Origin of the sequence: Nocardia yunnanensis (assembly GCF_003626895.1) — a bacterium.
In the GTDB taxonomy this organism is placed as follows: domain Bacteria; phylum Actinomycetota; class Actinomycetes; order Mycobacteriales; family Mycobacteriaceae; genus Nocardia; species Nocardia yunnanensis.
Genome location: NZ_CP032568.1, coordinates 787,540 through 812,233, shown reverse-complemented (window position 1 = coordinate 812,233; position 24,694 = coordinate 787,540). Strand labels below are relative to the sequence as shown.

28 protein-coding genes and 1 tRNA gene are annotated in these 24,694 nt (G+C 67.5%); 16 read left to right on the top strand and 13 right to left on the bottom strand.

All coding sequences use genetic code 11. The annotated features are described in order from the left end of the window. The first annotated feature begins 145 nt into the window (after positions 1-145). The 3 genes from nhaA to D7D52_RS03815 are packed head-to-tail and all read left to right on the top strand — an operon-like array spanning position 146 to position 2,918. The gene (gene nhaA / locus D7D52_RS03825; RefSeq protein WP_120735083.1) at positions 146-1,372 is read left to right on the top strand and encodes a Na+/H+ antiporter NhaA; all 1,227 of its coding nucleotides are present in this window, start codon (positions 146-148) and stop codon (positions 1,370-1,372) included. A 41-nt stretch (positions 1,373-1,413) separates the two neighbouring features. Continuing rightward, positions 1,414-1,929 (top strand): phage holin family protein, encoded by a 516-nt coding sequence (locus D7D52_RS03820; RefSeq protein ID WP_120735082.1) that lies wholly within the window; start codon positions 1,414-1,416, stop codon positions 1,927-1,929. A gap of 23 nt (positions 1,930-1,952) precedes the next feature. Beyond that, a complete protein-coding gene (locus D7D52_RS03815) occupies positions 1,953-2,918 on the top strand; it encodes an alpha/beta fold hydrolase (protein ID WP_120735081.1) in 966 nt (321 codons plus the stop codon). Positions 2,919-2,994: 76 nt separating this feature from the next. Here D7D52_RS03815 and D7D52_RS03810 read toward each other — a convergent pair whose 3' ends face one another. From D7D52_RS03810 to nth, 4 genes are read right to left on the bottom strand one after another with little or no spacing between them, the layout of a single operon-like run. Continuing rightward, on the bottom strand, positions 2,995-4,188 hold the full coding sequence (locus tag D7D52_RS03810) for a MarP family serine protease (RefSeq protein ID WP_120735080.1): 1,194 nt from the start codon (positions 4,186-4,188) through the stop codon (positions 2,995-2,997). Continuing rightward, positions 4,185-4,913, bottom strand: a complete 729-nt coding sequence (locus tag D7D52_RS03805) for an NUDIX hydrolase (protein WP_120735079.1) — start codon at positions 4,911-4,913, stop codon at positions 4,185-4,187. The genes D7D52_RS03810 and D7D52_RS03805 overlap by 4 nt, the downstream gene beginning before the upstream one ends. Next, positions 4,910-5,569 (bottom strand): TlpA family protein disulfide reductase, encoded by a 660-nt coding sequence (locus tag D7D52_RS03800; protein WP_120735078.1) that lies wholly within the window; start codon positions 5,567-5,569, stop codon positions 4,910-4,912. The genes D7D52_RS03805 and D7D52_RS03800 overlap by 4 nt, the downstream gene beginning before the upstream one ends. Further along, positions 5,566-6,273, bottom strand: a complete 708-nt coding sequence (nth, locus tag D7D52_RS03795; protein ID WP_246023951.1) for an endonuclease III — start codon at positions 6,271-6,273, stop codon at positions 5,566-5,568. The genes D7D52_RS03800 and nth overlap by 4 nt, the downstream gene beginning before the upstream one ends. A 265-nt stretch (positions 6,274-6,538) precedes the next feature. Here nth and D7D52_RS03790 point away from each other — a divergent pair, with 265 nt between their 5' ends. Both D7D52_RS03790 and D7D52_RS03785 read left to right on the top strand, forming a co-directional pair. Continuing rightward, positions 6,539-6,781 (top strand): hypothetical protein, encoded by a 243-nt coding sequence (locus tag D7D52_RS03790; RefSeq protein WP_033089361.1) that lies wholly within the window; start codon positions 6,539-6,541, stop codon positions 6,779-6,781. 273 nt (positions 6,782-7,054) lie between these two features. Next, positions 7,055-7,729, top strand: a complete 675-nt coding sequence (locus tag D7D52_RS03785; protein ID WP_019044571.1) for a Crp/Fnr family transcriptional regulator — start codon at positions 7,055-7,057, stop codon at positions 7,727-7,729. A gap of 146 nt (positions 7,730-7,875) precedes the next feature. Here D7D52_RS03785 and D7D52_RS03780 read toward each other — a convergent pair whose 3' ends face one another. The 3 genes from D7D52_RS03780 to sp36 form a co-directional block, all read right to left on the bottom strand. Further along, positions 7,876-8,682, bottom strand: a complete 807-nt coding sequence (locus D7D52_RS03780; protein ID WP_120735076.1) for an MBL fold metallo-hydrolase — start codon at positions 8,680-8,682, stop codon at positions 7,876-7,878. A gap of 122 nt (positions 8,683-8,804) precedes the next feature. Further along, positions 8,805-9,314 carry a RidA family protein gene (locus D7D52_RS03775; RefSeq protein ID WP_120735075.1) on the bottom strand — a complete coding sequence of 170 codons (510 nt, stop codon included), beginning with the start codon at positions 9,312-9,314 and terminating at the stop codon, positions 8,805-8,807. Continuing rightward, on the bottom strand, positions 9,314-9,478 hold the full coding sequence (sp36, locus tag D7D52_RS03770; protein WP_120735074.1) for a Sp36 family protein: 165 nt from the start codon (positions 9,476-9,478) through the stop codon (positions 9,314-9,316). Before sp36 ends, D7D52_RS03775 begins: the two co-directional genes overlap by 1 nt. Positions 9,479-9,594: 116 nt before the next feature. Between sp36 and bagA the strand changes: the two genes are divergently transcribed. After that, the gene (bagA, locus tag D7D52_RS03765) at positions 9,595-10,617 is read left to right on the top strand and encodes an ATPase BagA (protein WP_120735073.1); all 1,023 of its coding nucleotides are present in this window, start codon (positions 9,595-9,597) and stop codon (positions 10,615-10,617) included. A gap of 2 nt (positions 10,618-10,619) precedes the next feature. After that, positions 10,620-11,801, top strand: coding sequence for an ATPase BagB (bagB, locus tag D7D52_RS03760; RefSeq protein ID WP_120735072.1), 1,182 nt, complete (start codon positions 10,620-10,622; stop codon positions 11,799-11,801). 151 nt (positions 11,802-11,952) lie between these two features. Here bagB and D7D52_RS03755 read toward each other — a convergent pair whose 3' ends face one another. Further along, positions 11,953-12,276: a WhiB family transcriptional regulator gene (locus D7D52_RS03755; protein ID WP_033089817.1), complete on the bottom strand. Its 324-nt coding sequence runs from the start codon at positions 12,274-12,276 to the stop codon at positions 11,953-11,955. Between the two features lie 301 nt (positions 12,277-12,577). Here D7D52_RS03755 and D7D52_RS03750 point away from each other — a divergent pair, with 301 nt between their 5' ends. After that, positions 12,578-14,944: a penicillin-binding protein gene (locus D7D52_RS03750; RefSeq protein ID WP_246023624.1), complete on the top strand. Its 2,367-nt coding sequence runs from the start codon at positions 12,578-12,580 to the stop codon at positions 14,942-14,944. Positions 14,945-15,011: 67 nt separating this feature from the next. Here D7D52_RS03750 and D7D52_RS03745 read toward each other — a convergent pair whose 3' ends face one another. Next, positions 15,012-15,476: a GatB/YqeY domain-containing protein gene (locus D7D52_RS03745; protein WP_120735070.1), complete on the bottom strand. Its 465-nt coding sequence runs from the start codon at positions 15,474-15,476 to the stop codon at positions 15,012-15,014. An 83-nt stretch (positions 15,477-15,559) separates the two neighbouring features. Between D7D52_RS03745 and D7D52_RS03740 the strand changes: the two genes are divergently transcribed. The 4 genes from D7D52_RS03740 (at position 15,560) to D7D52_RS03725 (ending at position 18,821) form a co-directional block, all read left to right on the top strand. Continuing rightward, entirely contained in the window at positions 15,560-16,525 is a 966-nt protein-coding gene (locus D7D52_RS03740; protein WP_120735069.1) for a metallophosphoesterase, read from the top strand. 52 nt (positions 16,526-16,577) lie between these two features. Further along, entirely contained in the window at positions 16,578-17,606 is a 1,029-nt protein-coding gene (locus D7D52_RS03735) for a DUF8017 domain-containing protein (protein ID WP_120735068.1), read from the top strand. 281 nt (positions 17,607-17,887) lie between these two features. Then, positions 17,888-18,682, top strand: coding sequence for a DUF8017 domain-containing protein (locus D7D52_RS03730; protein WP_162958154.1), 795 nt, complete (start codon positions 17,888-17,890; stop codon positions 18,680-18,682). Between the two features lie 65 nt (positions 18,683-18,747). Then, positions 18,748-18,821 (top strand) — tRNA-Pro (locus D7D52_RS03725). Positions 18,822-18,883: 62 nt separating this feature from the next. Here D7D52_RS03725 and D7D52_RS03720 read toward each other — a convergent pair. Beyond that, complete coding sequence (locus D7D52_RS03720; RefSeq protein ID WP_246023623.1) at positions 18,884-19,378, bottom strand: hypothetical protein; 495 nt, start codon at positions 19,376-19,378, stop codon at positions 18,884-18,886. Positions 19,379-19,561: 183 nt separating this feature from the next. Between D7D52_RS03720 and D7D52_RS03715 the strand changes: the two genes are divergently transcribed. Genes D7D52_RS03715 through D7D52_RS03705 form a run of 3 tightly spaced genes read left to right on the top strand, consistent with a single transcriptional unit; the run spans position 19,562 to position 21,274 of the window. Beyond that, positions 19,562-19,927, top strand: coding sequence for a hypothetical protein (locus D7D52_RS03715; RefSeq protein ID WP_246023622.1), 366 nt, complete (start codon positions 19,562-19,564; stop codon positions 19,925-19,927). After that, positions 19,917-20,429, top strand: coding sequence for a DUF6879 family protein (locus D7D52_RS03710; RefSeq protein ID WP_222932781.1), 513 nt, complete (start codon positions 19,917-19,919; stop codon positions 20,427-20,429). Before D7D52_RS03715 ends, D7D52_RS03710 begins: the two co-directional genes overlap by 11 nt. Further along, positions 20,426-21,274, top strand: coding sequence for a helix-turn-helix domain-containing protein (locus D7D52_RS03705; protein ID WP_120735064.1), 849 nt, complete (start codon positions 20,426-20,428; stop codon positions 21,272-21,274). Before D7D52_RS03710 ends, D7D52_RS03705 begins: the two co-directional genes overlap by 4 nt. Here the strand turns inward: D7D52_RS03705 and D7D52_RS03700 are convergent. After that, on the bottom strand, positions 21,271-22,041 hold the full coding sequence (locus D7D52_RS03700) for a cation:proton antiporter domain-containing protein (RefSeq protein WP_162958153.1): 771 nt from the start codon (positions 22,039-22,041) through the stop codon (positions 21,271-21,273). The genes D7D52_RS03705 and D7D52_RS03700 overlap by 4 nt on opposite strands. A gap of 98 nt (positions 22,042-22,139) precedes the next feature. Continuing rightward, on the bottom strand, positions 22,140-22,268 hold the full coding sequence (locus D7D52_RS39805) for a hypothetical protein (RefSeq protein ID WP_281279248.1): 129 nt from the start codon (positions 22,266-22,268) through the stop codon (positions 22,140-22,142). A 120-nt stretch (positions 22,269-22,388) separates the two neighbouring features. Between D7D52_RS39805 and D7D52_RS03695 the strand changes: the two genes are divergently transcribed. After that, entirely contained in the window at positions 22,389-22,985 is a 597-nt protein-coding gene (locus D7D52_RS03695; RefSeq protein WP_120735062.1) for a YbhB/YbcL family Raf kinase inhibitor-like protein, read from the top strand. A gap of 76 nt (positions 22,986-23,061) precedes the next feature. Here D7D52_RS03695 and D7D52_RS03690 read toward each other — a convergent pair whose 3' ends face one another. Continuing rightward, positions 23,062-24,666, bottom strand: a complete 1,605-nt coding sequence (locus D7D52_RS03690) for a succinic semialdehyde dehydrogenase (RefSeq protein WP_120735061.1) — start codon at positions 24,664-24,666, stop codon at positions 23,062-23,064. Between the last annotated feature and the right edge of the window lie 28 nt (positions 24,667-24,694).

Genomic DNA, 24,694 nt, shown 5'->3' with positions numbered 1-24,694 from the left:
CCGGTGATCAAGAAGTTCCCGGCAAACCGTTAGAATTGCGCAAAAGGTGTGCCGGGAAGTCTGGTCGGCATGCGGTGGTGCCGGTGATCCCGTCTGTGGTGTGCACGCCGCAGTTGCGTCGAACGTACGGCTGAAAGGTGCACCCGTGATCGCTCAGGTCCGCTCGGAGCTGGCCCGCTATCTCAGAACCGAAACCTTCGGCGGCGCTTTGCTTCTCATCGCGGCCGCCGGAGCGCTGATCTGGGTGAACTCGCCGTGGGGCGCGAGCTACACCACCATGATCGACACCCGGCTCGCGATTCCCGCCCTCCACCTGGATCTCTCGCTGGCCGACTGGACCAAGGACGGCCTGCTGGCCGTCTTCTTCTTCGTCGCCGGCCTGGAGCTCAAACGCGAGCTGGTGGTCGGGGAGCTCGCCGACCGCAAGCGCGCCACCCTGCCCATCGTGGCGGCCATCGGCGGCGTGGTGATGCCCGCGCTCATCGCCACCGCGGTCGGCTGGGGCGCGGAGGGCATGGATCGCGGCTGGGCGATTCCGGTGGCCACCGATATCGCGTTCGCGCTGGCCGTGCTGGCCATGACCGGATCGCGGATTCCGGCCAGTGCCCGGGTTTTTCTGCTCAGCTTGGCCGTGGTTGACGATCTGATCGCCATCATCCTGATCGCGGTGCTGTTCACCACCACGCTGAAAATGCTGTGGCTGCTGATCGCGGTGGCCTGCTTCGCGGGCTGGGCGCTGGCGCAGACGTTCCGGCTCGGCAGTCCGCTGATCTATCTACCGCTGGGCCTGCTGTCCTGGTACGCCCTGCACGAGGCCGGGATCCACGCCACCCTGGCCGGTGTGGCCTGCGGACTGCTCACCCGGGTTCGCCCCGACCCGGACGAGGACGAGCACTGCGTGCCCGCCGCCAAGCTCGAGCATTTCTTCCAGCCCATCTCGGCGGTGTTGTGCGTCCCGTTGTTCGCATTGCTCGCTTCCGGGGTACCCCTGGATTCGAAGGTGCTCTCGAACCTGTTCACCGACCGGCTGGCGCTGGCCGTCATCGCGGGTCTGCTGATCGGTAAAACGGTCGGCATCTTCGGATCCAGTTGGCTGGCGGTGCGGTTGGGCATCGCGGAACGACCCGGTGATCTCGGTTATCGGGACATGTTCGCCCTGTCGGTACTGGGTGCGATCGGCTTCACCGTTAGCCTCTTGGTGGCAGAACTGGCATTGGAAGACGTCGGCGACGGCAGCGAGGCGGAACTCGCGAAAGCGGCGGTGTTGCTCACGTCTTTGGCGGCTTCCCTGGCCGGTTCGGCGCTACTGTTGCGTCGTGGGCGTGCTCACCAGGCACGACGGGACGCGCGAGCGCTGCAAAGTCAAGAGTGACACCGGACAGTACTACCGGGACATGGAGAAGGGTCGAGCAATTGAGCTTCACACAGGGCGGTAACGGCTACGACGGGAACCGCACCCGCACCGTCACTTCGATTCCGCTGTCCGATGTCGACGCCCATCAGTCGGCTACCTTCGGCACGCTGGTTCGCGATGCGACCGAGCAGATGTCGACGCTGGTGCGCGCCGAGGTGGAGCTGGCCAAGGCCGAGGTGACCGGTGAGATCAAGAAGGGCCTGCAGGGCAGCGTCTACTTCATTCTGGCGCTGACCATCCTGCTGTTCAGCTCCTTCTTCTTTTTCTTCTTCCTCGCCGAACTGCTCGATATCTGGCTGTACCGCTGGGCCGCGTTCCTGGTGGTGTTCCTGCTCATGATCGCGGCGGTGGCGGCGTTCGCGCTGCTGGGTTATCTGAAGGTGCGCAAACTGCGCGCCCCGGAGAAGACCATCGAATCGCTCAAGGAGGCGAAGACCGTGCTGCCCAGTGGATTCGGCCACGGCGCGGAGGCGGCCCCGAGCGTCACGCTCGAACTCGACAAGCCCCGGACCTAGACCTTCGATTACGCTGCTTCGGCGTGTCGTCGAATTCGCCTCCCGATCCGTCCACTGTCCGCTACGACGGACCGTGGACTCATCGGGATGTGCACGCCAACGGTATTCGCTTCCACGTGGTGGAGGCCGTGCCGGCCGGGACCGCCAACGCCCCGGCCGCCTTCGCCGACCCGGACACCCCGCTGGTGGTGCTGCTGCACGGCTTCGGTGATTTCTGGTGGTCGTGGCGGCATCAGCTGACCGGGCTGGCGGCGCGCGGTTTCCGGACGGTGGCGGTGGATCTGCGCGGCTACGGCGACAGCGACAAACCACCGCGCGGCTACGACGGCTGGACGCTGGCCGGTGACGTGGCCGGACTGATCCGCGCGCTCGGCCACACCGAGGCCACCCTGGTCGGTCACGCCGAGGGCGGCCTGGTGTGCTGGGCGACCGCGGTGCTGCATCCGCGGGTGGTGCGCTCCATCGCGCTGATCAGCTCCCCGCATCCGGTGGTCCTGAAAAAGGCGGTGCTGCGCGACCGGCGGCAGCGCGCGGCCTGGCTGCCGAGCTTCCTGAACTGCCAGCTGCCGCGCATCCCCGAGAACCGGCTCACCCGCGACGACGGCATCGAGATCGAACTGATGCTGCGCGAGCGCGTCGGCCAACAGTGGTCGGCCAGCGCGGAATTCGCCGATACCGCCCGCCGCATGCGCACCGCCATCCGCGTCCCCGGCGTCGCGCACTCTGCCCTGGAGTATCAGCGCTGGGCCTTCCGCAGCCAGTGGCGGCCCGACGGCCGCCGTTTCATGGCGGCCATGACCGAGCCGGTGCGGGTGCCCTGCCTGGCCCTCTACGGCGAGCAGGACGACTACATCCTGCCCGGCACCATCCGCCACGGCCACCGGCTGGCCCCGGAACGCCGCGTGGTGCCGATCCCGGACGCGGGACACTATGCGCACCAGGAAAATCCGGAGCCGGTGACCGCGGAGATCGCGAAACTGCTGGGCTGAACCGAGCACCACGCGGCACCGGCCCGAAACGAGAAACGGCCCCGGCGAATCGAATTCGCCGGGGCCGTCGCCGTTCTCAGCTCAGCACACAGCTGCCGGTGCCGACGGCCGCGGTTTGGGTTGCCGCGGAATCCAGTTCGGGCCGGACCTCGTCGAGGGTCAGAACGTAGCCGGTGTCGTCGTCGGTGACCGCCGCGCCGAAGACCACGCCCAGGATCCGGCCGTCGGTGTCGACCAGCGGACCGCCGGAATTGCCGGCGCGCACCGAACCGCGGATCGTGTACACCTCACGCTTGACGTCGTTGTCCCGGTAGATATTGGGGCCCTTGAGGTTCAGCGTCTCGCGCACGCGCGCCGCACTGGCGGTGTAGCGGCCGCCGCCCGGGTAGCCGAGCACGATCGAGCTCTCCCCCGAGGTGGCGTCGGCCGGGGCCAGCGTCAGCGGCTGCGCCTTCAGGCCCGGGACCGCCAGGATCGCCACATCCTTGTTCGAGTCGAACAGCACCACGGTGGCCGGCAGCGAACCCTGCGCGGTATCCACGTTGACGGTATTGGTGCCCGCGACCACGTGCGCGTTGGTCATGATCCGCTCCGGCGCCACCACGAAGCCCGAACCCTCCAGCTGCCGTTGGCAACTGGGCGCGATACCGCGGATGCGCAGCACGCTGGTCTGCAGCTGCTGGGCCACCGGCAGATGCAGCACGCTCTCGTCGGGCGGATCCACCGCGGTGATCGGGACGTGCCCGAACGGGCCGATGACATCCGGCAGCCCGGAGGTGTTGAGCAGGTTGGAGAAGTCGGTCGGCACCCGCCGCAGCCAGTCCGGCGCGACATGGTCCACATTGCGCAGCACCTGGGAGTTGGTGACGGCGGCCGCGATTCCCGGCTGCGAGGAGTTGGTCAGCGGCAGCGCCAGCAGCCACGCGGTGGCCAGCACCGCCACCGCCTGCAGGCCCGCGCCCACCACGCTGTCGACGCTGCGAGTGAACGGATCGCGCATGCCGCCGCGGGCCGCCCGGCCCAGTACCATGCCCGCCACCTCGCCGACGATCACCAGCGCGACGATGAGCAGCACGCCCACCAGCACCCGGGTGCGGCCCTCGCTGAGATGCTCGAGAATGTGCGGGGCGATCAGAATGCCCGCCACCGCACCGAGAATCACGCCTAGGAAGGCCAGCGCCGAGGCGACCGCGCCCTGCCGCCACCCGGAGGTGGCGGCCAGCAGCGCCAGAATGATGATTCCCAGGTCGAGCCAGCCAGAGGCGCTCATAATGTCATCCCTACCGCGGCCAGTGCGGCCTGCAGATCACGTACATCGTGATGGTCCCATTCCGTTTCCCACCCCGACACCGCCAGCAGTCCGGCGAGCACGCCGGCGGTGAACCCCCACACCAGCATTCCGTCCACGGCGAACGCCGGACCCATATAGCCCAGCGGGTGCCGCACCACGAAACGGTTGGCGGGATCGATGAGTTCGCTGATCGGGACCCGCACCACCCGCGCGGCCTCGGTCTCGCTCACCACTCCCACCTCGCCGGGGGTACGCCAGTAGGCGACCACCGGCGTCACATCGAACCGCGACGGCGGCACGAAGATCTTGGGCAGCACCGCGATCGGCTCCACGCTCGCCGGATCCAGGCCGGTCTCCTCCTGGGCCTCGCGCAGAGCGGTGCTGATCGGGCCGTCGTCCTGCGGTTCCACGCCGCCGCCCGGGAACGCCACCTGCCCGCTGTGCTGCCGCAGCGTGGCGGCGCGCTGGGTGAGCAGCACGTCGGCGTCGGCCGGAAGTCCGCCGCGCGCAGCCGCATCCGCGTCCGGGGAGCCGCCGAACAGCACCAGCACCGCGGCATCGCGGGGCCGGGTCGCGGCGGCGGCGAAGCGCCGCATGGCATTGCGGCGCAATACCGGGTTCACGCCCGTCGGATCGGCCGGATCGTGCTCGGCGACGCCGCGCAGCCAGTCCGGAATCCCGTTGGCGGACGCCTCTGGTCTCACGCTCTCACTCCCAATTCGGCCGCGACGGTGGTGGAAATGTCCTCCACGCTGGTGAACGGACGTACCACGACTTTCGCGACGGTGCCATCCGCGCGCAACAGCACCGAGATCGGCAGCACGGCCGGGGCGTGAACGGCGGTGCGCACCTTGCCGTCCGGATCCTGCACGCCGGGCAGGTGGACACCCAGCGCGGTCAGCCGCGACAGCGCTTTGGCCGTGCCCTGATCGCTGTGGACGGTCAGCACGGTGAGCGCGTCGCCGGCCTGCCGCGAGAACTGTTGCAGCAGCGGCAGTTCCTCGGCACAGGGGGCGCACCAGTAGGCCCACAGGTTGAGCAGCGCGGGCTTGCCGGCCAGGGCCGCGACCAGATCCACGGGCTTGCCGTCGGCCAGGCAGTTCAGCGTGATGCCGCGCAGCGGAGAGTCGCCGACGGGCGCGCCGGACGGCTGCGGGCACGCGGTCAGCGCCGCACCCGCGCGATCCGCCTCGGCGACAGCCGGTTCGGACGGCGGCGCGGTGGCCGACCCGGTGGCGGCGTCCTTCGCGGAGTCCTTGCTCAACTGCGGCCACAGCGCGACGGCCGCCGCGACGACGACGATCACCGCCGCCAGCGCCCATCGCCACCAGGTCTTTCCCGTCGCCGCGTCGGCGCTCACAAGCCCACCAGGGCGAGCAGATGCTCGGTCTCCGGCCCCTTGACGAGTTTGGCGGCCTCGACCGGATCGGTGGGTCCCGTTCCGTAGGAAGGACAGTCGTTGGCCAGCAGGCAGGCGCCGCACGCGGGTTTGCGGGCGTGGCAGACGCGGCGGCCGTGGAAGATCACCCGATGCGAGAGCATGGTCCAGTCGCGGCGCTCGATGAGTTCGCCGACGGCGTGCTCGACCTTGACCGGATCCTCCTCGGCGGTCCAGTTCCAGCGCCGCACCAGTCGGCCGAAGTGGGTATCGACCGTGATGCCGGGCACGTCGAAGGCGTTGCCCAGGATGACGTTCGCGGTCTTGCGCCCGATGCCGGGCAGGGTGACCAGCTGCTCGAGGTTGCCCGGCAGTTCGCCGTCGAAGCGCTCCACCAGCGCCTGGCCGAGACCGATCAGCGAATTGGCCTTGTTCCGATAGAAACCGGTGGGCCGGATGTACTCCTCGAGTTCGGCGCGATTGGCGCCGGCGTAATCGGCGGCGCTGCGGTACTTCGCGAACAGCGCCGGTGTGGTCAGGTTCACGCGCACGTCGGTGCACTGCGCGGAAAGAATTGTGGCGACCGCCAATTCGAGGGGGGTGGTGAAATCAAGCTCACAGTGCGCCCCCGGAAACTCCAGGGTCATATCCCGGTACATCCGCCGCGCCCGCCGGACCAGGCCGATCCGAGTCTCTTTGGCGCGCTTGTTGGCTTTGACGGGGCGGGAAAACCGTGGCGCATCCGTGACATCGACAGGGTCGGCGGCACCGGCGGCCGATGCTGCGTCAACACCGTTGAGCACGCCCGATTTATCCGGGTCTGCCCCGCTCACGGCCGCGTTGGATTCAGAGACACGCACGCGTCCACCTTACGGAACCACCCCTGCGCCACAACCGGGCTGAGCACCCGCCGTGTTCCATCTGAGACCTTCGGCGTGTTTACTGCTGCCTATGCAGGGACTCGCCGTGGTGCTGTTTCCGATTGCGCTAATGCTGTTCGCATTGGTGATGGAACGGGTCGAGAATCGACTTCGCAAGCTTCTCGAACCCGACCCCGAAGTCCAGCAGTACCTCGACCGAGCCACGAACGCCGAGGTCAGCGATCTGACCAAGCTGGGGCTGCCGGCCGCGGCGGCGCGTCCGCGGCGCGCCCGGCCTGCCGCCAAGGGAATGGACGTCGCGCAGGCCAGCTGATCCCCCGGGATCGCTGGTCGGATGGTCCGGCAGCCAGGGGGCTCCGGACCATTTTTTCGATCTTCATGACGCCGGTCTCACGGCGTGTCGTAGATTCATTGTGAAGCGTGTCGCGAGACCGTCGTTGTGTGTCGCGTACTGGGACTCCGCGTGTCCGAGAATGAGCTCGGCGCGTGGTGTCTATCACTACCCGGCGGTATTGCAAAGTAGACTGCACTGTCGGCCGAGTCGTTTCGGTCCAGGACAGAGCCATTTCCCATAAGGAGCACATTCGTGGACGAGGCCCTCGCCAGAGCAGGCATCTTCCAAGGCGTCGAGCCCACCGCGGTGGCGGCTCTCGCCAAACAGCTGCAGCCCGTTGACTTCCCGCGCGGCCACGTCATCTTCAACGAGGGTGAACCCGGCGATCGGTTGTACATCATCACCTCGGGCAAGGTGAAGATCGGCCGCCGTTCGCCCGATGGTCGCGAGAACCTGCTGACCATCATGGGTCCGTCGGACATGTTCGGCGAGCTGTCGATCTTCGATCCGGGTCCGCGCACCTCGACGGCCACCACCGTCACCGAGGTCCGCGCGGTCACCATGGACCGGGACGCCCTCAAGGCGTGGATCGATCAGCGGCCGGAGATCGCCGAACAGCTGCTGCGGGTCCTCGCCCGCCGCCTGCGCCGCACCAACAACAACCTCGCCGACCTCATCTTCACCGACGTTCCGGGTCGCGTCGCCAAGGCGCTGCTGCAGCTGGCCCAGCGCTTCGGCACCCAGGAAGCGGGCGCGCTGCGCGTGACCCACGACCTGACCCAGGAGGAGATCGCCCAGCTGGTCGGCGCCTCCCGCGAGACCGTGAACAAGGCCCTGGCCGACTTCGCGCACCGCGGCTGGCTGCGGCTGGAGGGCAAGAGCGTGCTCATCTCGGACTCCGAGCGGCTCGCTCGCCGAGCTCGCTAGGCAGCGGACGCATATACATACGACGAGGCGCGTCGTCACCCCCGTAGCGGTGACGACGCGCCTCGTCGTGTGTTGAGAACCAAACTCTTTGGATTCTCAGGGGCTTCGCCCCCGAACCCCCGGCAACGAATTCGGGCGCGCCGGCCCTACCCCCGCGAACGGATGTAGGCCAGCTGTGCTTTCACCGAGCTCTGCGCCGCGGGCCACAGACGCTTGTCGACGTCGGCGTAGACCTCGGCGACGATCCGGAGCGATCCGGCCTTGGGGCCGAGCTTTTCCAACGCCGCCCGGACCTGGTTCAGCCGCTCCTCGCGATGCGCGATGTAGTAGCGGATGACCGGTTCGGCGTCGGCGTGGTCGGGGCCGTGGGCCGGGAGCAGGTGGCGGCCCGGGGCCTCGGCGACGAGGCGGTTCAGGGAGTCCAGGTAGTCCGCGAGCGCGTCGTCGCGAGATTCCAGCACGGTGGTGCCGCTGCCGAGCACGGAATCGCCGGTGAGCAGGGCGCGTTCGCCGTCGGGGCCGTCGAGCAGGAAGCTGAGCGAGTCCTCGGTGTGCCCGGGGGTAGCCAGCACGGTGATGCGCAGCCCCGCCGCCTCGATGACCTCGCCGTCGGTCAGCGCCGTGCCCGAGCCGCGCAGGAATTCGGAGTCCTTGGCGCGCACCGGGGTTCCGGTGGCCTTGACCAGGTGGTCGATGCCGCCGGTGTGGTCGGCATGCCGATGGGTGATGAGAATCAGCGCGATCTCGCCGCCGGTCTCGCGCACCAGCGCCTCGGTGTGCGCGCGATCCTTCGGACCCGGGTCCACCACAACGTATTCGGTGGCGCCGGGTGCGCGCAGCAGCCAGGTGTTGGTGCCCTGCAACGTCATTCCGCTGGGATTGTCGGCCAGCACGACGGCGGCGGACGGAGTCACTTGCCGCAGTTGCTCATACGCGGGATGGGTGAGCGTCATCTCTATGTCCTAATACACCGAAGGTGATACGTCCATCGCTGCACGCACCGCGCTTTCGATTGTGCGCCAAGCGCTTTCACCGGGGATTCGGGGGCCGAAGCCCCCGATCCCATCCGCGAGGACTACCGCACCTCGGCGATGAGTTCGACCTCGACCGGGGTGTTCTTGGGCAGTTCCGAGGTGCCGACCGCGGAGCGCGCGTGCACGCCCGCCTCGCCGAGCACCTCGCCCAGCAGCTCCGACGCGCCGTTGATGACCAGCGGCTGATCGTTGAAACCGGGCGCGGAGGCGACGAAGCCGACGACCTTCACGATGCGCACGACATTGTCGAGGCCGACCAGATCGTGCACCACCGCAAGGGCATTGAGCGCGGCCAGCTTGGCCATCTCGGCGCCCTGCTCGACGGTGAGCTCCGCGCCGACCTTGCCGGTCAGCGGTAGCTGACCGTTCACGAACGGCAGCTGCCCGGAGGTGTAGACGTAATTGCCGGTACGCACGCCCGGCACGTACACCGCCACCGGCGGCGGAGCCGGAGGCAGCTCGAGACCGAGCTTCGCCAGATTCTCCTGCCAGCCCGCCCGCCCCGTCGCCCCACCACCGCCCCCGACGGAATCGCTCCGCGATGCATCCATCACTGCTTCTTCCGCTTCAGGTAGGCGACATGCTGCTCGCCGGTCGGGCCGGGCAGCACCGTGACGAGTTCCCAGCCGTCGGAACCCCACTGGTCCAGAATGGCCTTGGTGGCATGGGTCAGCAGGGGCACCGTCGCGTACTCCCACACGGTCAGTTCACTCATGGGGGTGAGACTAGCCTCGACCGCAAGAGACAGTGGTGTATCAGACAGTTCGTCGTGCCTCTGGGCAGGATTCCAGAACGAGTTATAGGCTCGCGAGCGTGGGAGTACCGATAGCAGTGCCCGTTTCGGTTGAGCCGGGGGTCGAAGCAGGGTGGCCGGAGCGTGCGGACAAGGCGCGCTTGCACTATGTGTCCGGCAAGGGCGGGACCGGTAAGTCGACGGTCGCGGCGGCGCTGGCATTGGCACTCGCGGCGGGTGGGCGCCGCGTGCTGCTGGTCGAGGTCGAGGGCAGACAGTCCATTGCCCAGCTGTTCGATCTGCCGCCGTTGCCGCCCACCGAGACTCGCATCGCAGCCGCGGACGGCGGGGGCGAGGTGTACGCGCTGGCGCTGGACGTCGAGCACGCCTTCCTCGAGTACCTCGACATGTTCTACAACCTCGGCTTCGCGGGCCGCGCCATGAAACGGGTGGGGGCCATCGAGTTCGTCACCACCATCGCGCCGGGCCTGCGCGACGTCATCCTCACCGGCAAGATCAAGGAATGCGCGGTGCGGCTCGACAAGAAGACCGGTAAGCCGGCCTACGACGAGATCGTCATCGACGCACCCCCGACCGGTCGCATCGCCAGCTTCCTGGATGTCACCCAGGCCATGGCCGAAATCGCCGGCGGCGGCCCGATCGCCTCGCAGGCCGAGGGCGTGTCCCGGCTGCTGCACTCGCCGCAGACCATGATTCACCTGGTCACCCTGCTGGAGGCGCTGCCGGTGCAGGAAACCGCCGACGCCATCGCCGAACTCACCGCCAACGACCTCAATATCGGCACGGTGATCGTGAACCGGACCGGGGAGGGCTACCTGCCGCGCTCGGTGCGCGAGCGCGCCGCCACCGGCGACGTGGACCTCGACGTGCTGCGCCGGGGGCTCACCGAGGCCGGAATCACGCTGTCGGAGGCCGATTTCCAGGGCCTGGTCGCCGAGGCGGTCGAGCATTCCGCCCGGCTGGCCGCCCAGGACGAGAGCGCCGCCGAGCTGTCGGCGGTCGACATCTCGCGGCTGTATCTGCCGTCGCTGGCCGAGGGCATGGATCTGGGCGGGCTCTACGAGCTGGCCGAAGTCTTGAGCGCGCAGGGGGTTCGCTAGTCATGGTCGTTCCGGCAGGCACTGTGCCCCTGGACATTTCGAAGATCATCGCCGATCCGGCGTCGCGCATCGTGGTGTGCTGCGGTTCCGGCGGGGTCGGCAAGACCACCACGGCCGCGGCGATCGCGCTGCGGGCGGCCGAATCGGGCCGCAAGGTGGTGGTGCTGACCATCGACCCGGCGCGCCGGCTGGCGCAGTCGCTGGGGGTCAGCGATCTCGGAAACGTGCCGCAGCGCGTGGAACTCGGCCCCGAGGCCGAGGGCGAACTGTTCGCCATGATGCTCAACATGCGCCGCACCTTCGACGAGATGGTGCTCGAGCACACCAATCCGGAGAAGGCCGAGCAGATCTTCGCCAACCCGATCTACCAGACCGTCGCGTCCTCCTTCGGTGGCACCCAGGAGTACATGGCGATGGAGAAGCTGGGGCAGTTGGCGGCCAAGCGGGAGTGGGACCTGATCGTGGTCGACACCCCGCCGTCGCGCAACGCCCTGGACTTCCTGGATGCGCCGAAGCGGCTGGGCAACTTCCTCAACGGCAAGATGATTCGCGTCATCATGGCCCCGAGCCGGGGCGTGGGCAAGCTCGTCGCCGGCGCCATGAGCCTGGCGCTGCGCGGCGTCTCGACCATCGTCGGCGGGCAGTTGCTCAAAGACGCCAGCGTCTTCTTGCAGTCACTGGAGTCCATGTTCGGCGGTTTCCAGGATCGCGCCGACCGCACCTACGCCATGCTGTCGCGGCCGGGCACCCACTTCGTGGTGGTGGCCGCGGCCGAGCCGGATGCCTTGCGCGAGGCCAGTTTCTTCGTGGATCGCCTGTCCACCGACAAGATGCCGCTGGCGGGTCTGGTGCTCAATCGGACGCATCCGGTGCTGAGTTCGCTCTCGGCCGAGCAGGCGCAGGTGGCCGCGGACCGGCTGGCCCCCGAGACCTCCGGCAACGGCTCCAATCCCGACGACGCACCCGAGACGCCGGAGACGGTGGCGGCGGCCGTGCTGCGCATTCACGCCCATCGGGCCGCGACCGCCAAGCGGGAACAGCATCTGCTGCACCGCTTCACGGGCGCGCATCCGAGCGTGCCGATCGTCGCGGTGACCGCGCTGCCGTTCGAGGTCGCGGATCTTGAGGCGCTGCGCGCGGTGGGTGATCAGCTGGCCGAGGCCGGCACCGCCAAGTCCGCCTGACACGCCCGAGGTCTTTCGACCCAAGTGCGACTTTTGCCCGATCCGACCCCGGACACGGATCGAGCCCGCTGCCGCGGGCTCGATCCGTTCTGCTTATAGGGGGGATCTGGGCAAATCGTTCGTGAGGAACTCAGTTACCGGGGATACTCGGTTACATCGCTACCTTCTGTGATCGCTGGACGCGGAAGAAGTCCGCCCAACTCGTCACCTCCGGATGCTGCTTGAGCAGCGCACGGCGCTGCCGCTCGGTCATGCCGCCCCACACTCCGAACTCGACGCGATTGTCCAGGGCGTCCGCCCCGCACTCCATCAGCACCGGGCAGTGCCGGCAGATGGTTGCCGCTTTACGCTGCGCGGCACCACGCACGAACAGCTGGTCGGGATCCACTTCCTTGCATCGGGCCTGGGAAACCCAGGCGATTCTCGCTTCGGCCTGCTCCACGTCCAATCGAGCGATCGGGGTAGTCATGTGCATTTGGTGTGCCCCTTTGCAGTCCGAACACCGAGTCAACGGCGCTCCAGAATCGCGAGTGCAGCGCACAGTTACCCAACCCCACTGCGTTCTGCACCACATTCCACTTTGAGTGTTAGCTCTATCACACTGGGTTCTCAATCTAGGTAAAGGTGCATGGCCTGCGCAAGACCGTCCCGAGATTTTCTGGTACGTCCGTCCACGCATTCGTTGCATGGAACCGGGCAGTCCGTACCTTTCCGGGCGAATGGACACCCGGGCGGGCGAACGCCGAGTGTCCGAAAGGCCAATTAGGCTAGGGCTCGTGCCGATCACACGAACGCTCTGGAGACTGGCCGGCAGCTGCGTCCTGGCCGCCGTCTTGCTCGCCGGACTGCTGTTCCCGCTGGCCGGTGGTTTCGGGTTCATCTCCAACCGAGCCGCCGACGCCGTCGACAATGTCTCCGCCGAACTCGTCGAGGGCAATGTGCCCGCCGTCTCGACCATGGTGGACGCCAACGGGACACCGTTCGCGTGGCTCTACGAGCAGCGCCGATTCGAGGTCCCCAGCGAGAAGATCTCCAACGACATGAAGCTGTCGCTGGTCTCGGTCGAGGACAAACGCTTCGCCGACCACCACGGCGTGGACTGGCAGGGCACCTTCCGGGCGTTCCTGACCAACACCTCGGGCGGCCAGGTGTCGCAGGGCGGTTCGACCATCGACCAGCAGTACGTGAAGAACTACCTGCTGCTGGTGGTCGCCAAGACCGACGCCGAACGCCGGGCCGCCACCGAGACCACCCCCGCCCGCAAGATCCGTGAGATCCGCATGGCGCTGACGCTGGACAAGCGGCTCACCAAGGACGAGATCCTCACCCGGTATCTGAACCTGGTGCCCTTCGGCAACGGCTCCTACGGCATCCAGGACGCCGCGCAGACCTACTTCGGCGTGGACGCCAAGGATCTGAACGTGCCGCAGTCGGCCATGCTGGCCGGCATGGTGCAGTCCAGCTCCAAGCTGAACCCGTACACCAATCCCACGGGCGTGCTGGAGCGCCGGAACACCGTGCTGGACACCCTGATCCAGAACGTGCCCAACCGCGCCGACGAGTACCGCAAGGCCAAGGAGACGGCGCTGGGCGTGCTGCCCGAGCCCAAGAGCCTGCCGCGCGGCTGCATCGCCGCCAACGATCGCGGCTTCTTCTGCGACTACGCCATGCAGTACCTGAACAACTCGGGCATCAGCCGCGACCAGCTCGAGAAGGGCGGCTACCTGATTCGCACCACCCTGGATCCGGCGGTCCAGGACCAGGTGCGTGATTCGCTGGCCGCCAACACCAACCCGAATCTGGACGACATCGCCGAGGTCATGAATATCGTGGCCCCGGGCCAGGATTCGCATCCGCTGCTGGCCATGGGCTCGAGCCGCGTCTACGGGCTGGACGCGAACGCCCATCAGACCGTGCAGCCGCAGCCGTATTCGATGGTCGGCGACGGCGCGGGCTCGATCTTCAAGATCTTCACCACGGCCGCGGCCATGGAGAAGGGCCTGGGCATCAATGCCACGCTGGACGTTCCGGCCACCTTCCAGGCCAAGGGCATGGGTAACTCGGGCACGCCGGGCTGTCCGGCGGAGACCTACTGCGTGAAGAACGCGGGCAACTACGCGGGCTCCATGTCGGTGACGCAGGCACTGGCGACTTCGCCGAACACGGCCTTCGTCAAGCTGATTCAGGCCGTGGGGGTGTCCCCGACCGTCGATATGGCGGTGCGGCTGGGCATGCGCTCCTACACCCAGCCGGGCACGTCCGGCCACGGCGCGCAGAGCCTCGCGGACATGATCAAGGATCAGAATCTGGGCTCGTTCACGCTGGGCCCGGTCGCGATCAACCCGCTCGAACTGTCGAATGTGGCGGCCACGCTGGCCTCCAGCGGCAAGTGGTGCCCGCCCACCCCCATCAAGGAGGTGGTGGACCGCAGCGGCAAGTCGGTCCCGCTGACCCAGCAGGCGTGTGAGCAGGTGGTGGATCCGGGGCTGGCCAATACCCTCGCCAACGCGTTGAGTCAGGACGTGGTGAGCGGTACGGCGGCCGGGTCGGCGCACGCGGTGGGCTGGAACATTCCGACCTCCGCCAAGACCGGAACCACCGAGACCCACCGGTCCTCGGCGTTCCTGGCGTTCACCAACGGCTTCGCCGGCTCGTCGTACATCTACGGCGACACCACGACGCCGGGCGAGATCTGCTCGTTCCCGCTGCGCAATTGCGGCAGCGGCGACCTGTACGGCGGTAACGAGCCGGCTCGCACCTACCTGGGCGCGATGAAGAACGTGCTCGACCGGTTCCCGCCGCCGGCGCTGCCGCCGCTGGACGACAAGTACGTTCGCGGATCGAACAATTCGCAGATTCCGGACGTGATCGGCATGAACCAGACCGAGGCGACCTCGCGTCTGGTGGCGGCCGGGTTCCAGGTGTCGGTGACCACCCAGCCGGGCGCGGCCAAGGGGACGGTCATGAACGTCTCACCCAATGGTTCGGCGATTCCGGGGTCGGTGATCACGCTGTACGTGAGCGACGGCAGTCAGATCCCGGCGCCCGCGCCGAACGCGCCACCCGCGCCGGTGCCGGGGCTGCCGGGGATCACGCTGCCGCAGTTGCCGCCCATCCCGATTCCGATCCCGATCCCGCGGTAAGCCGAAGAAAAGCCCGGAGTGAGATTCTCACTCCGGGCTTTTCGCTGTTTCGCCTATCGGCGGGGCGTCACAGCCGGGCCTTCACCGCCGCCGAGATCCGCGAGCCGTCGGCGCGTCCCGCGGCGAGGGCGCTCGCCCGCTTCATGACCTGCCCCATCTGCTTCATGCCCGGCCGTTCGCCGATCTCCTCCGCCACCTCGGCGATGGCAGTGTCGGCGAGGTCGGCCACTTCGGCGTCGGTGAGCTGGGTCGGCAGGTACTCGTCGATGATCTGTTCCTCGGCGCGCTCGTTGGCGGCCAGTTCGCCGCGCCCGGCCTGCTCGTAGACGAGGGCGGCCTCGTTGCGCTTCTTCGCCTCCTTCTGCAGGACGGCGACGACCTCGGAATCGGAGAGCTCACGCGCCTCGGGCCCGGCGACCTCGGCGGTCTGAATCGCCGACAGCAGCATGCGCAGGGTGCCCAGGCGCAGCGTGTCCTTGCTCTTCATCGCGGTGGTCATATCCGAGCGCAGCTGGGTTTTGAGTTCCGACATGAGCGACACGGTACGAGGGACTTCTATCGTGGTCCAGCTCATTTGACTCGATGTTTCTCCGCCGGGTCGCCTATTCTGGGCAAATGCCCGTCTTCTCGACCTCCGCTCTCAGCCGTGCCGCCCTCGGAGCCGCCGGGGCCGCGGTCGCCGGCATCGGATACGCGACCTTGATCGAGCGCAATGCCTTCACGCTGCGGGAAGCGACGCTGCCGGTGCTGGAGCCGGGCAAGCCCTCACTACGCGTGCTGCACATCAGCGATCTGCACATGATGCCCGGCCAGCAGTTGAAGCAGGCCTGGCTGCGCGAGCTGGACCGGCTGGAGCCGGACCTGGTGGTCAATACCGGCGACAATCTCTCGCATCAGAAGTCGGTGCCCGCGGTGGTGCAGTCGCTGGGCGGATTGCTCGCTCGCCCCGGCATTTTCGTCTTCGGCTCGAACGACTATTTCGCGCCGGTGCCCAAGAATCCGCTGAAGTACTTCAAGAAGGATCACAAGCGGGTCTTCGGTGATCCGCTGCCCTGGCAGGATCTGCGGGCCGCGTTCACCGAGCGGGGCTGGCTGGATCTGACGCATGTGCGCCGCGATCTCGAGGTCGCCGGGGTGAAGATCTCGACCGCGGGCGTGGACGATCCGCATCTGAAGCGGGACCGCTACGACACCGTCGCGGGTGCGCCGAATCCGCTGGCGGACTTGAGCATCGGGCTCACCCACTCCCCCGAGCCGCGCGTGCTGGACCGGTTCGCCGCCGACGGTTACGACCTGGTGCTGGCGGGCCACACCCACGGCGGGCAGCTGTGCCTGCCGGGTTTCGGTGCGCTGGTGACCAATTGCGGTATCGACCGGGCCCGGGTCAAGGGCGCCTCGCGCTGGGGCGCGCACACCCGGTTGCACGTGTCGGCGGGTCTGGGCACCTCGCCGTGGGCGCCGTACCGGTTCTGCTGCCGGCCGGAGGCGACCCTGCTGACGCTGGTCGGCGCTCCGCCGAAGAAACCGGCCGCCGAGTCGGGGCGCGGCCGTACCGCGTCGTCGGAGGCTGTCGCGCGGTGAGCGCCCGCCGCGATATACATCGCGGTATGTAGTCGTCAGTCAGGGGGCAACCGTGACCAGTGGAAACGAGCCGGGCCGGGCGGAGCCGAATCCGGATTGGTGGCAGGGCGCGGCGGGTCAGGATGCCGGCTGGCAGCCTCCGCAGCCTTATCAGCCTGCCCCGCAACAGAATCCGGCGTGGAATCAGCCCGGCTACGGGCAGCCGACAGCCCCGCTCACCGGTGGGGCGTACGGGCAGCCGCAGTATCCGCCCACCCAGGCTTTCGGCGGTCCGCCGCCCGGATACGGTCAGCAGCCGCCCGGATACGGTCCCCCGCCGCCGGGTGGCGGCAAACGCAAGGTCTGGTTGTTCGTCGGCCTGGGCGTGCTGGTGCTGGCGATCGTCGCTGCGGTCACCACCGTGGCGCTGGTGCATCGGGGTGCCGATGACCCGTCGGCACAGTCGAAGACCACGCCGTCGCTGATCAGCGCGCTCACCTCGACCACCGCCAAACCGGGTCCGTCGAATCGTCCGACCAAGACCACCGGCGCGAAGCCGACCAGCACCCCGGCGGCGGTGATTCCGGGGTATCAGGTGGTGACGATCCCGGATAACGGTGCGGCGTACGACATTCCGCCGACCTGGACGGTGGACCGCACCGGGCAGAGTTCCTTCGGCTCGGGCACGGACGCGATTCCGGTGGCCGGGCTGGCGCAGGACGGCGTCGACTACTGCCCGCAGAACGTGCGCACGAACATTTTCCTGACCCAGTCCGATGAGGCGGATCCGGGGAAGGCGGCGGCCGATATCGGGACTCGGCTGGGTCGGATCGGCTGGTCGACCTCGACCGGGGCGACGGCGGGTGCACCGGAATCGTTCCAGTCCGCCGACGGCCAGTTGCAGGGCATCTATCTCGAGACCAAGGGGAATGTCTCCGCCGCGGCGGCGGGCTGCGCCTCCACCTACTCGGTCTACACCTTCGCCTTCCCCGGCGACAACGGCGCGTTCGTGTTCACGATCGCCGCCGACACCGGGGTGAATCAGGCGGTGGACGCGGCGACGGCGAAGAAGATCCTCGCCAGCATCCGCCCGATTCAGTAAGGGCCGCAGCACCACTCGGCACATCGAGCACTACTCGTCAGACAGGGGGTCCGACGATGGGAACCGACGATCGGAACATCGATCCGGACAAGACGACATCCAGCGGGGACTGGTGGCAGGGGCCGGTGCACGGCCACGGCGCGCCGAACCCCGCTCCGCCACCGACACCGTATCCGCGGCCGAATCCCTATGCCTCCGGGCCGAATCCGTATCCCACGGGGCCGAGTCCTTACGCGTCGGGGCCGAATCCCGTTCCCCCGGTTCAGAATTACGAACCGACGATGCAGAACCCGTACTCGTCCGGGCCGAACATGTTCGCGCCCAGTCCCCCAACTGGTTACAGCCCTCCCCCGTCGCCGAGCGGTCGAGGCCGGATCTGGCTCTTCGCGGGCCTGGGCGCGCTCGTGGTCGTCATCGCGACGGTGGTCGCGATCGTGGTGGTGGTCAACGACAATTCCGGCTCGCCTGTCGCCTCCAGCCCCGCCAAACCCTCGGCCACCGACCCGGCCACGACCACGCCCCACCCCACCACGACGGCCCCCGCCTCCACGCTGACGCCCCAGATCCCCGGCTACCAGGTCGATGTCCCCAAGGATCTGAAGGCCGCGTGGGACATCCCGCACGACTGGAACATCGACCAGACCACCACCGTCTTCGGCGCGAGCTCCGACAGCATCCCGGCCGTGGGCTTCGCCACCGAGGGCGAGAACTACTGCCCGAACAATGTGCGCACCAGCATGTTTCTGACCACCTCGGAGATCGACGACGCCACCGCCGCCGCCACCGACGTGGGCGCGCACGCCGCCCGCATCGGCTACTCCACCAAAACCTCCCTCACCCCCGGCACCGCCCAGCCCCTCGACGCCGGCCAACTCCACGGCACCTTCCTCGAAACCAGCGGCGCCTTCACCGCCCCCGCCGGCTGCGCCACCACCTACTCCGTCTACACCTTCGCGATCAGGGTCGGCACCGGCAAAGGCTCCCTCGTCCTCACCCTCGTCTCCGACACCGGCGTAGACCGCTCGGTAACCCCCGATTTCGCCCGCAAACTCTTCGCCACATTCCGCCTCCTTTAAACCACCTGACCAGCCGATTTAACGTCCAGCCAACCAGTGCGCTAAGCTACTCCAGGTTCGCATCACGGGGTGTGGCGCAGCTTGGTAGCGCGCTTCGTTCGGGACGAAGAGGTCGCAGGTTCAAATCCTGTCACCCCGACGTGTTGGTTGAGACACAGCAGAAGGCCCTGACCAGTTCACCTGGTCAGGGCCTTCCTCGTTTCATGACGGTGGCAGAGCGTGACGGGCGTGGGTCTGTTCCGGGGTGACCGTGATGACGTCCATTCGTTGCACCAGTGGCGCCGGGATTTCAGCGTTGGGGAAGTGGTCGGGGGTTGGGACGATGACGGCTTCGGCGGCCAGGCGGGTTGCTTGGGCTTTCAGGCGTGCCAGTGGGGGGCGGTTCGAGTGGGGGTCGAAGACCACGATTTCGGATAGGTCGTAGCCGAATCGTTCGGCGAGCTTGCGTATCTGCTGCTCGTCCCAGAGTTGGGCCAGGCCGGAGACATCCGTTCGCAGGTAGCCCAAACATGTTGGCTTGTAACGCATGACAGCCTCTCTGTCGTGTCCGTCGAGTGCGATGTGGCCGTGAATCTCGAGGTAGAAACCCGAATCGTCCTCGGGGTCCTCGCTGTGGGTTTGGAGTTCCAGCAGGCCGCCGGGGAACTGGAACAGCCGGATGCGTGGTGCGTTCGCGGGCTTGTCTGGCTTGGTCACGACTGCCCCTCTCGGTCGCTGGCCGGCAGTCCGGGACCGAGACGACTGCATCGGTCCCGAACGCCATGAACCAACGCTAAGAAGTGGCCACCGGCTGCGTCTATGGGCATGCTCGAGAATGCTCGTCTCCATCATTCGACGGTATTGCGGACATTGCAGGGGGATCATTGGAGCTGCGCGAGCATGAATGTGCTTGTTCCGATTGGAGGCAGAACCATGCGGTTACAGTTCCTCGGCAAATGCGGTACCGAAGGCGGGGGATGTCCTTCGCTCTATACGACCGATCACGACACCTATGTGGTGCAAGGCTGGAAGACGGGCACGCCCGAAACCATCGAAATCCCGCATCACCTCACGGGATTCGTGGACCCGGACACGTTCCTCGGCGCGCCTATGACCGACAGCGGGCGTGGAACGTTCATCTTGTCCGGAGCCCCGGTCACAGACCCCGAGGCTCTCGGGCAGATGGACATCTACCCTGACGAGACCTGCGTGGAAGTGCCCAAGCTGGGAAGGACGTTCTACGGCAATGCAACTAGTGCAGGGTGAGGCGTTCGACGACCTGTTCCGCGAGGCGCAGCGTGAAGCCTTCCACCTCGAGGTCAGGGACGACTACTATCCGCCGGACTACCCACCTCTCGTGCGGTTCCTCTCTGGAGAGGCCGAGGACTACGAGTGGTTTCAGCCCTGGCTGAACCAGGTCCGGGAATCAGTCGGCCGAGGGGTAGCGGTGAACCGCGCGCGAGTCGTCACCACCCCGCACAACGACTACACGCGATATGCGAAACATGTTGCCCGCCTCAATGTGGAGGCGGGCGAAGATGTGCGTTACCTGCCACGCCACCTGATCGACCCGCAGGAGTTGACCACCGATGATTGGTGGATCTTCGACGACTCGGTCGTAGCGTTCACCGTCTTCGAGCCCGGAGACAACGGGCGCTGGGTCGGCGGCGCGGTTACCGTCGACCCGCGGATCGTCGAATACATCCGGACAGTCAAAGAACGCGTCTGGGCTCGGTCCGTCCCACTGTCGGAATATCGCGAACCGTGACAAGTTCGCTGGACCAGGCCAAAGAAGCTCTCGGGGCGAGACTTCGAGAGCTTCGCCTCGATGCGGGCCTGACGGGGACCGAGCTCGCCCATCGGGCCGGATGGCATCAAACCAAGGTCTCGAAGATCGAGTACGGCAAGACCAAGCCCACCGATGAGGACATCCGGGCCTGGTGCGGTCTCACCGGCTCCGACGCTCAGGTACCCGATTTGATAGCCACTCTGCGGAACATCGAAGCCGCCTGGCTCGAGTGGCGACGCGTCCTCGGCACCGGAACCACACGGCGGCAACAGGCTTCGATCAGGTTGGAGGCCGGAACCGAAGTGATGCGGGTCTATCACCCGTTCCTGATACCGGGACTGCTCCAGACAGCGGAATACGCCGAAGGCGTGCTCCGAAGGGTCATCGAATTCCAGCAGGTTCCCAACGACATCGATGAAGGCGTAGCCAAACGGATGGAACGCCAACAGATCTTGTACCGGCGGAACCATCGGTTCCACTTCGTCTTGGCGGAGCAAGCCCTGCTGACCACCGTAGGCGACGACCGCACCATGATCGGGCAACTGGATCGGCTGCTGGCCGTAATCGGTATGCCGAGAGTGCTTCTCGGCATCGTCCCGGCCGAATCGCCGTACCAGGTGTCGATGACGAACTTCACCATGTTCGACAACTCCAGGGTCATGGTCGAAACCGTCACCGCCGAGCTGACGGTTACCCAACCCCGCGAGATCGCCCAGTACGGCCGCGCTTTCGATGTGCTGGCCGGCCAGTCGGTGTCGGGCGACGAGGCGCGCGCTCTCATCCGGAAAGCCCTCGAAGGACGGTCCAAAGGGCGCGAGGGCTAGGAGGGGGCGGCTTTGCGGCGGTAGCGGCGGGCGGTGAGGGGGGAGCCCAGGCCGTGGAGGAGGACGCTGCCGAGGACTGTGATGACCATGGTGGTGAGGGCTAGGTCGGCGTGGTGGTTTTGGAGTTTGTTGAAGGCCAGGAGGCCGAAGACGATGGAGGTGGTGCCTCGGGGGCCCAGCCAGCCGATGAGGAAGTTCTCGATCGGGGTGAGGCGGTAGGCGATGAGGGACAGCATGACCGGGATGATGCGGACGATGGTCAGGACGGCGGCGGAGAAGAGCCAGAGGCGCCAGTCGGCGCCGTACCAGAGGGTGTAGACGACGGTGGCGCCGAAGGCGAACCACATGATGACGGTGAGCAGGAAGCCGATGTCTTCGATCAGTTCCAGTTCGCGGGCGTGTTCCTCGGTTCTGCGGACGCGGTGGATGACGAAGCCGCAGACGAAGGCGGCGACGAAGCCGTTGCCGTCGATGGCCACCGACAGGGCGTAGGAGCCCAGCGGGGCGGCGACCATGATCAGGCGTTTGGATTGCAGGTTCATCAGGCGTGCGGCGTCGGCGCGGTTGGTCAGGAAGGCAAGGGCCGCACCGAATCCCGCGCCGGTCAGCAAAGCTTTCAGCGCGGCGGGACCCGCGGTGGCCAGAGCGCTGAGCGGGGTGTGGTCCTGGGTGAGGTCGCCGGCCAGGACGAGGGCGAAGATGATGATCGGGGAAACGATGCCGTCGTTGTAGCCGCTCTCGACGTTGAGGATATTGCGCACGCGCACCGGAATTCGCTTGTCGCAATCCCCGCGCCGGGCGTCCCGACGCGTCCCTGCTCGAGCCGGATGTACCAGTCGATGCTGACGGCGGCGAGTTGCGCGACCTACTGCCGCCGCAGCCCGGGTGTGCGCCGGGTACCGCCCTCGGGCAGCCCCGCCGCGGCCGGACTGAGCCGCTCCCGCATCGCGCGCAGGAACGCGCCCAGCTCGCTACCGGATTCCGTGCTCGTCACCCGCTCAGCCTAGGCGGCGCGGGTGGGTGGTACGCGGAATACCAGGGTGCGCAGGATCTCCCACCGCGTCCCGGATCCCGGGACCCTTGTCTCAGCAGTCGAATACCGAGGAGTCGCGCCATGAACCGCACCGCACGCATCGTTTCCGCGACCTTCGCCGTGGCGGCCCTGACCGGCCTGACCGCGTGCGGCAGCGACGCGGACACGACCACCCGGACGCCGACCTCTATCCAGGTCCGCCCCGTCGTCCCGGCCACGGCAGCGTCGTTCACGGTGACCGCCGACGCAGCCGGCAGCTTCCCCGCCGATGCCTACGCCGGCGCGTTCGGCTGCACCGCCGCCAACCACGCCCCGCACCTGACCTGGTCCGGAGCCCCGGCCGCGGCGAAGAGCTTCGCCGTCACCATGTTCGACCCCGACGCCCCCACCGGCGCGGGCTTCTGGCACTGGATGAGTTGGGATATCCCCTCCACCGCAATGGATTTCACCGCGGGCACGCCAGGCGTCGCTGGAGCCACCGACGCCGGAACCGCGGGCTACCTGGGCCCGTGCCCACCGGCCGGGGACACCGCGCACCACTACCGGATCTCGGTGCTGGCCCTGGACACACCGACCATGGGGCTGCCCGCCACCACGACGCCGACGGTCGCCTCGTTCTCGATGGGCGCGCACATCATCGGCGTGGCACACCTGGAGCTGACCGCGCAGCGGCCGTGACTCGAGACGGCCCTGGATTCCAGAACGACGAAGGGTCCCGGCCACACCGGCCGGGACCCTTGCCGTGCAACATTTCTCAGCCCAGATGCAGGCGACGCATCAGACGCAGCGTGAGCAGCGTCGACTTGAGCTGCTTCTCGTACGGCATGGACGCGCGAGCAGCCATGATCTGCTTCTTCTGCACCCCGACATTGATGGTGTCGGTGTACTTGAGCAGACCGGCCGCGCCGTGCCGGGTGCCGACTCCGGACTGCTTGACCCCGCCCGACGGCGTGCCCTTGGCCGCGTAACTGGTGACGAAGCCGTCGTTGATATTGATGGCTCCCGCCTCGAGCCGCTCCGCCAAAGCGGTTGCGCGCTCGATGTTTCCGGTCCAGATGCTGGCATTGAGACCGTAATCGGTGTCGTTGGCCAGCGCGACCGCCTCGTCGACGCCGCTGTACTTGTAGATGGTGACCACGGGCCCGAAGGTCTCCTGGGTGGCGTGGGCCATGTCCTTGGTGACGCCGGTGAGCACGGTGGGTTCGAAGAAGGCCGGCCCGATGTCGGGGCGCGGCTTACCGCCGGTGACGACGGTCGCGCCCTTCTCGCGAGCCTCGTCGACATGCGCGGCGACGCGCTTCATGTGATCGACGGAGACCAGCGAGCCCATCTCGGGTTCGAAGTCGTAGCTGGCCCCCAAGGTCTTGCCGAGTTCCTCGGCGGCGGCGGCGAATCGGCGCAGGTATTCGTCGTAGATGCGCTCGTGCACGTAGATGCGCTCGATGTGCATGCAGGCCTGGCCGGTATTGCCGAACACGGCGAAGATGGCCGAGGGGATGGCCTCGTCGAGGTTCACGTCGTCGAGCACGATCATCGGGTTCTTGCCGCCGAGCTCGAGGCTGCAACCGATGAGGTTGCGCCCGGCCTGTTCGCCGATGGTGCGCCCGGTGGCGGTGGATCCGGTGAACATGACGAAGTCGACGCTGTCGATGAGGGTGGGCCCGACGTCGGGGCCGCCACCGCACACGACCTGCACCAGGCCGCGCGGCAGCCCCGCCTTGTGCAGCAGTTCGATGCCGTAGAGGGTGCACAGCGCGGTCTTGTTGTCCGGCTTCATGATCACGCCGTTGCCCGCGATGAGCGCCGGGGTGGAGTCGGACATGGAGATGGCGAAGGGGAAGTTCCACGGCGCGATGACCGCGACGACACCCTTGGGCCGATGCTCCTCGGTGGAGGTGGTGATGACCGGCATGGGGCCGGACCGCTTCTTGGGCTTGAGGGTCTTCTTCGCGGTCTTGAGGTAGTGCGCGATCACCATCGGGGTGTCGCAGGCCTCCTCGATGGCCATGCGCCGGGCCTTGCCGCAACCGATCTGAATCAGGTCCGCGAGGGTCTCGATCTCGGAGAGAATGAGTTCGTGCGCGCGCTCGAACACCGCGAGCCGGTCCGCGAGCGGCCGCGCGGCCCACTCCCGCTGGGCGGCGCGGGCGATCTCGGCGGCGGCCTTGACGTCCTCGGGCGAGGATTGCGGCAGGTAGCCGACGACATCGCCGGTGTAGACCTCGGTCATCTCGAAGGGCTCGCGGGCCTCCCCGGCGGTGCCCGCGGTCACCATCGCGGTGAGCCGGTTGACGAGGGACTCCGTGACGCGCGGGGGCAGCTTCGCCTTGGAGCCGCTCTGCGTACTCGTTGTGCTCATGGGACTCTCTCCACTACTTGCCGCCCGT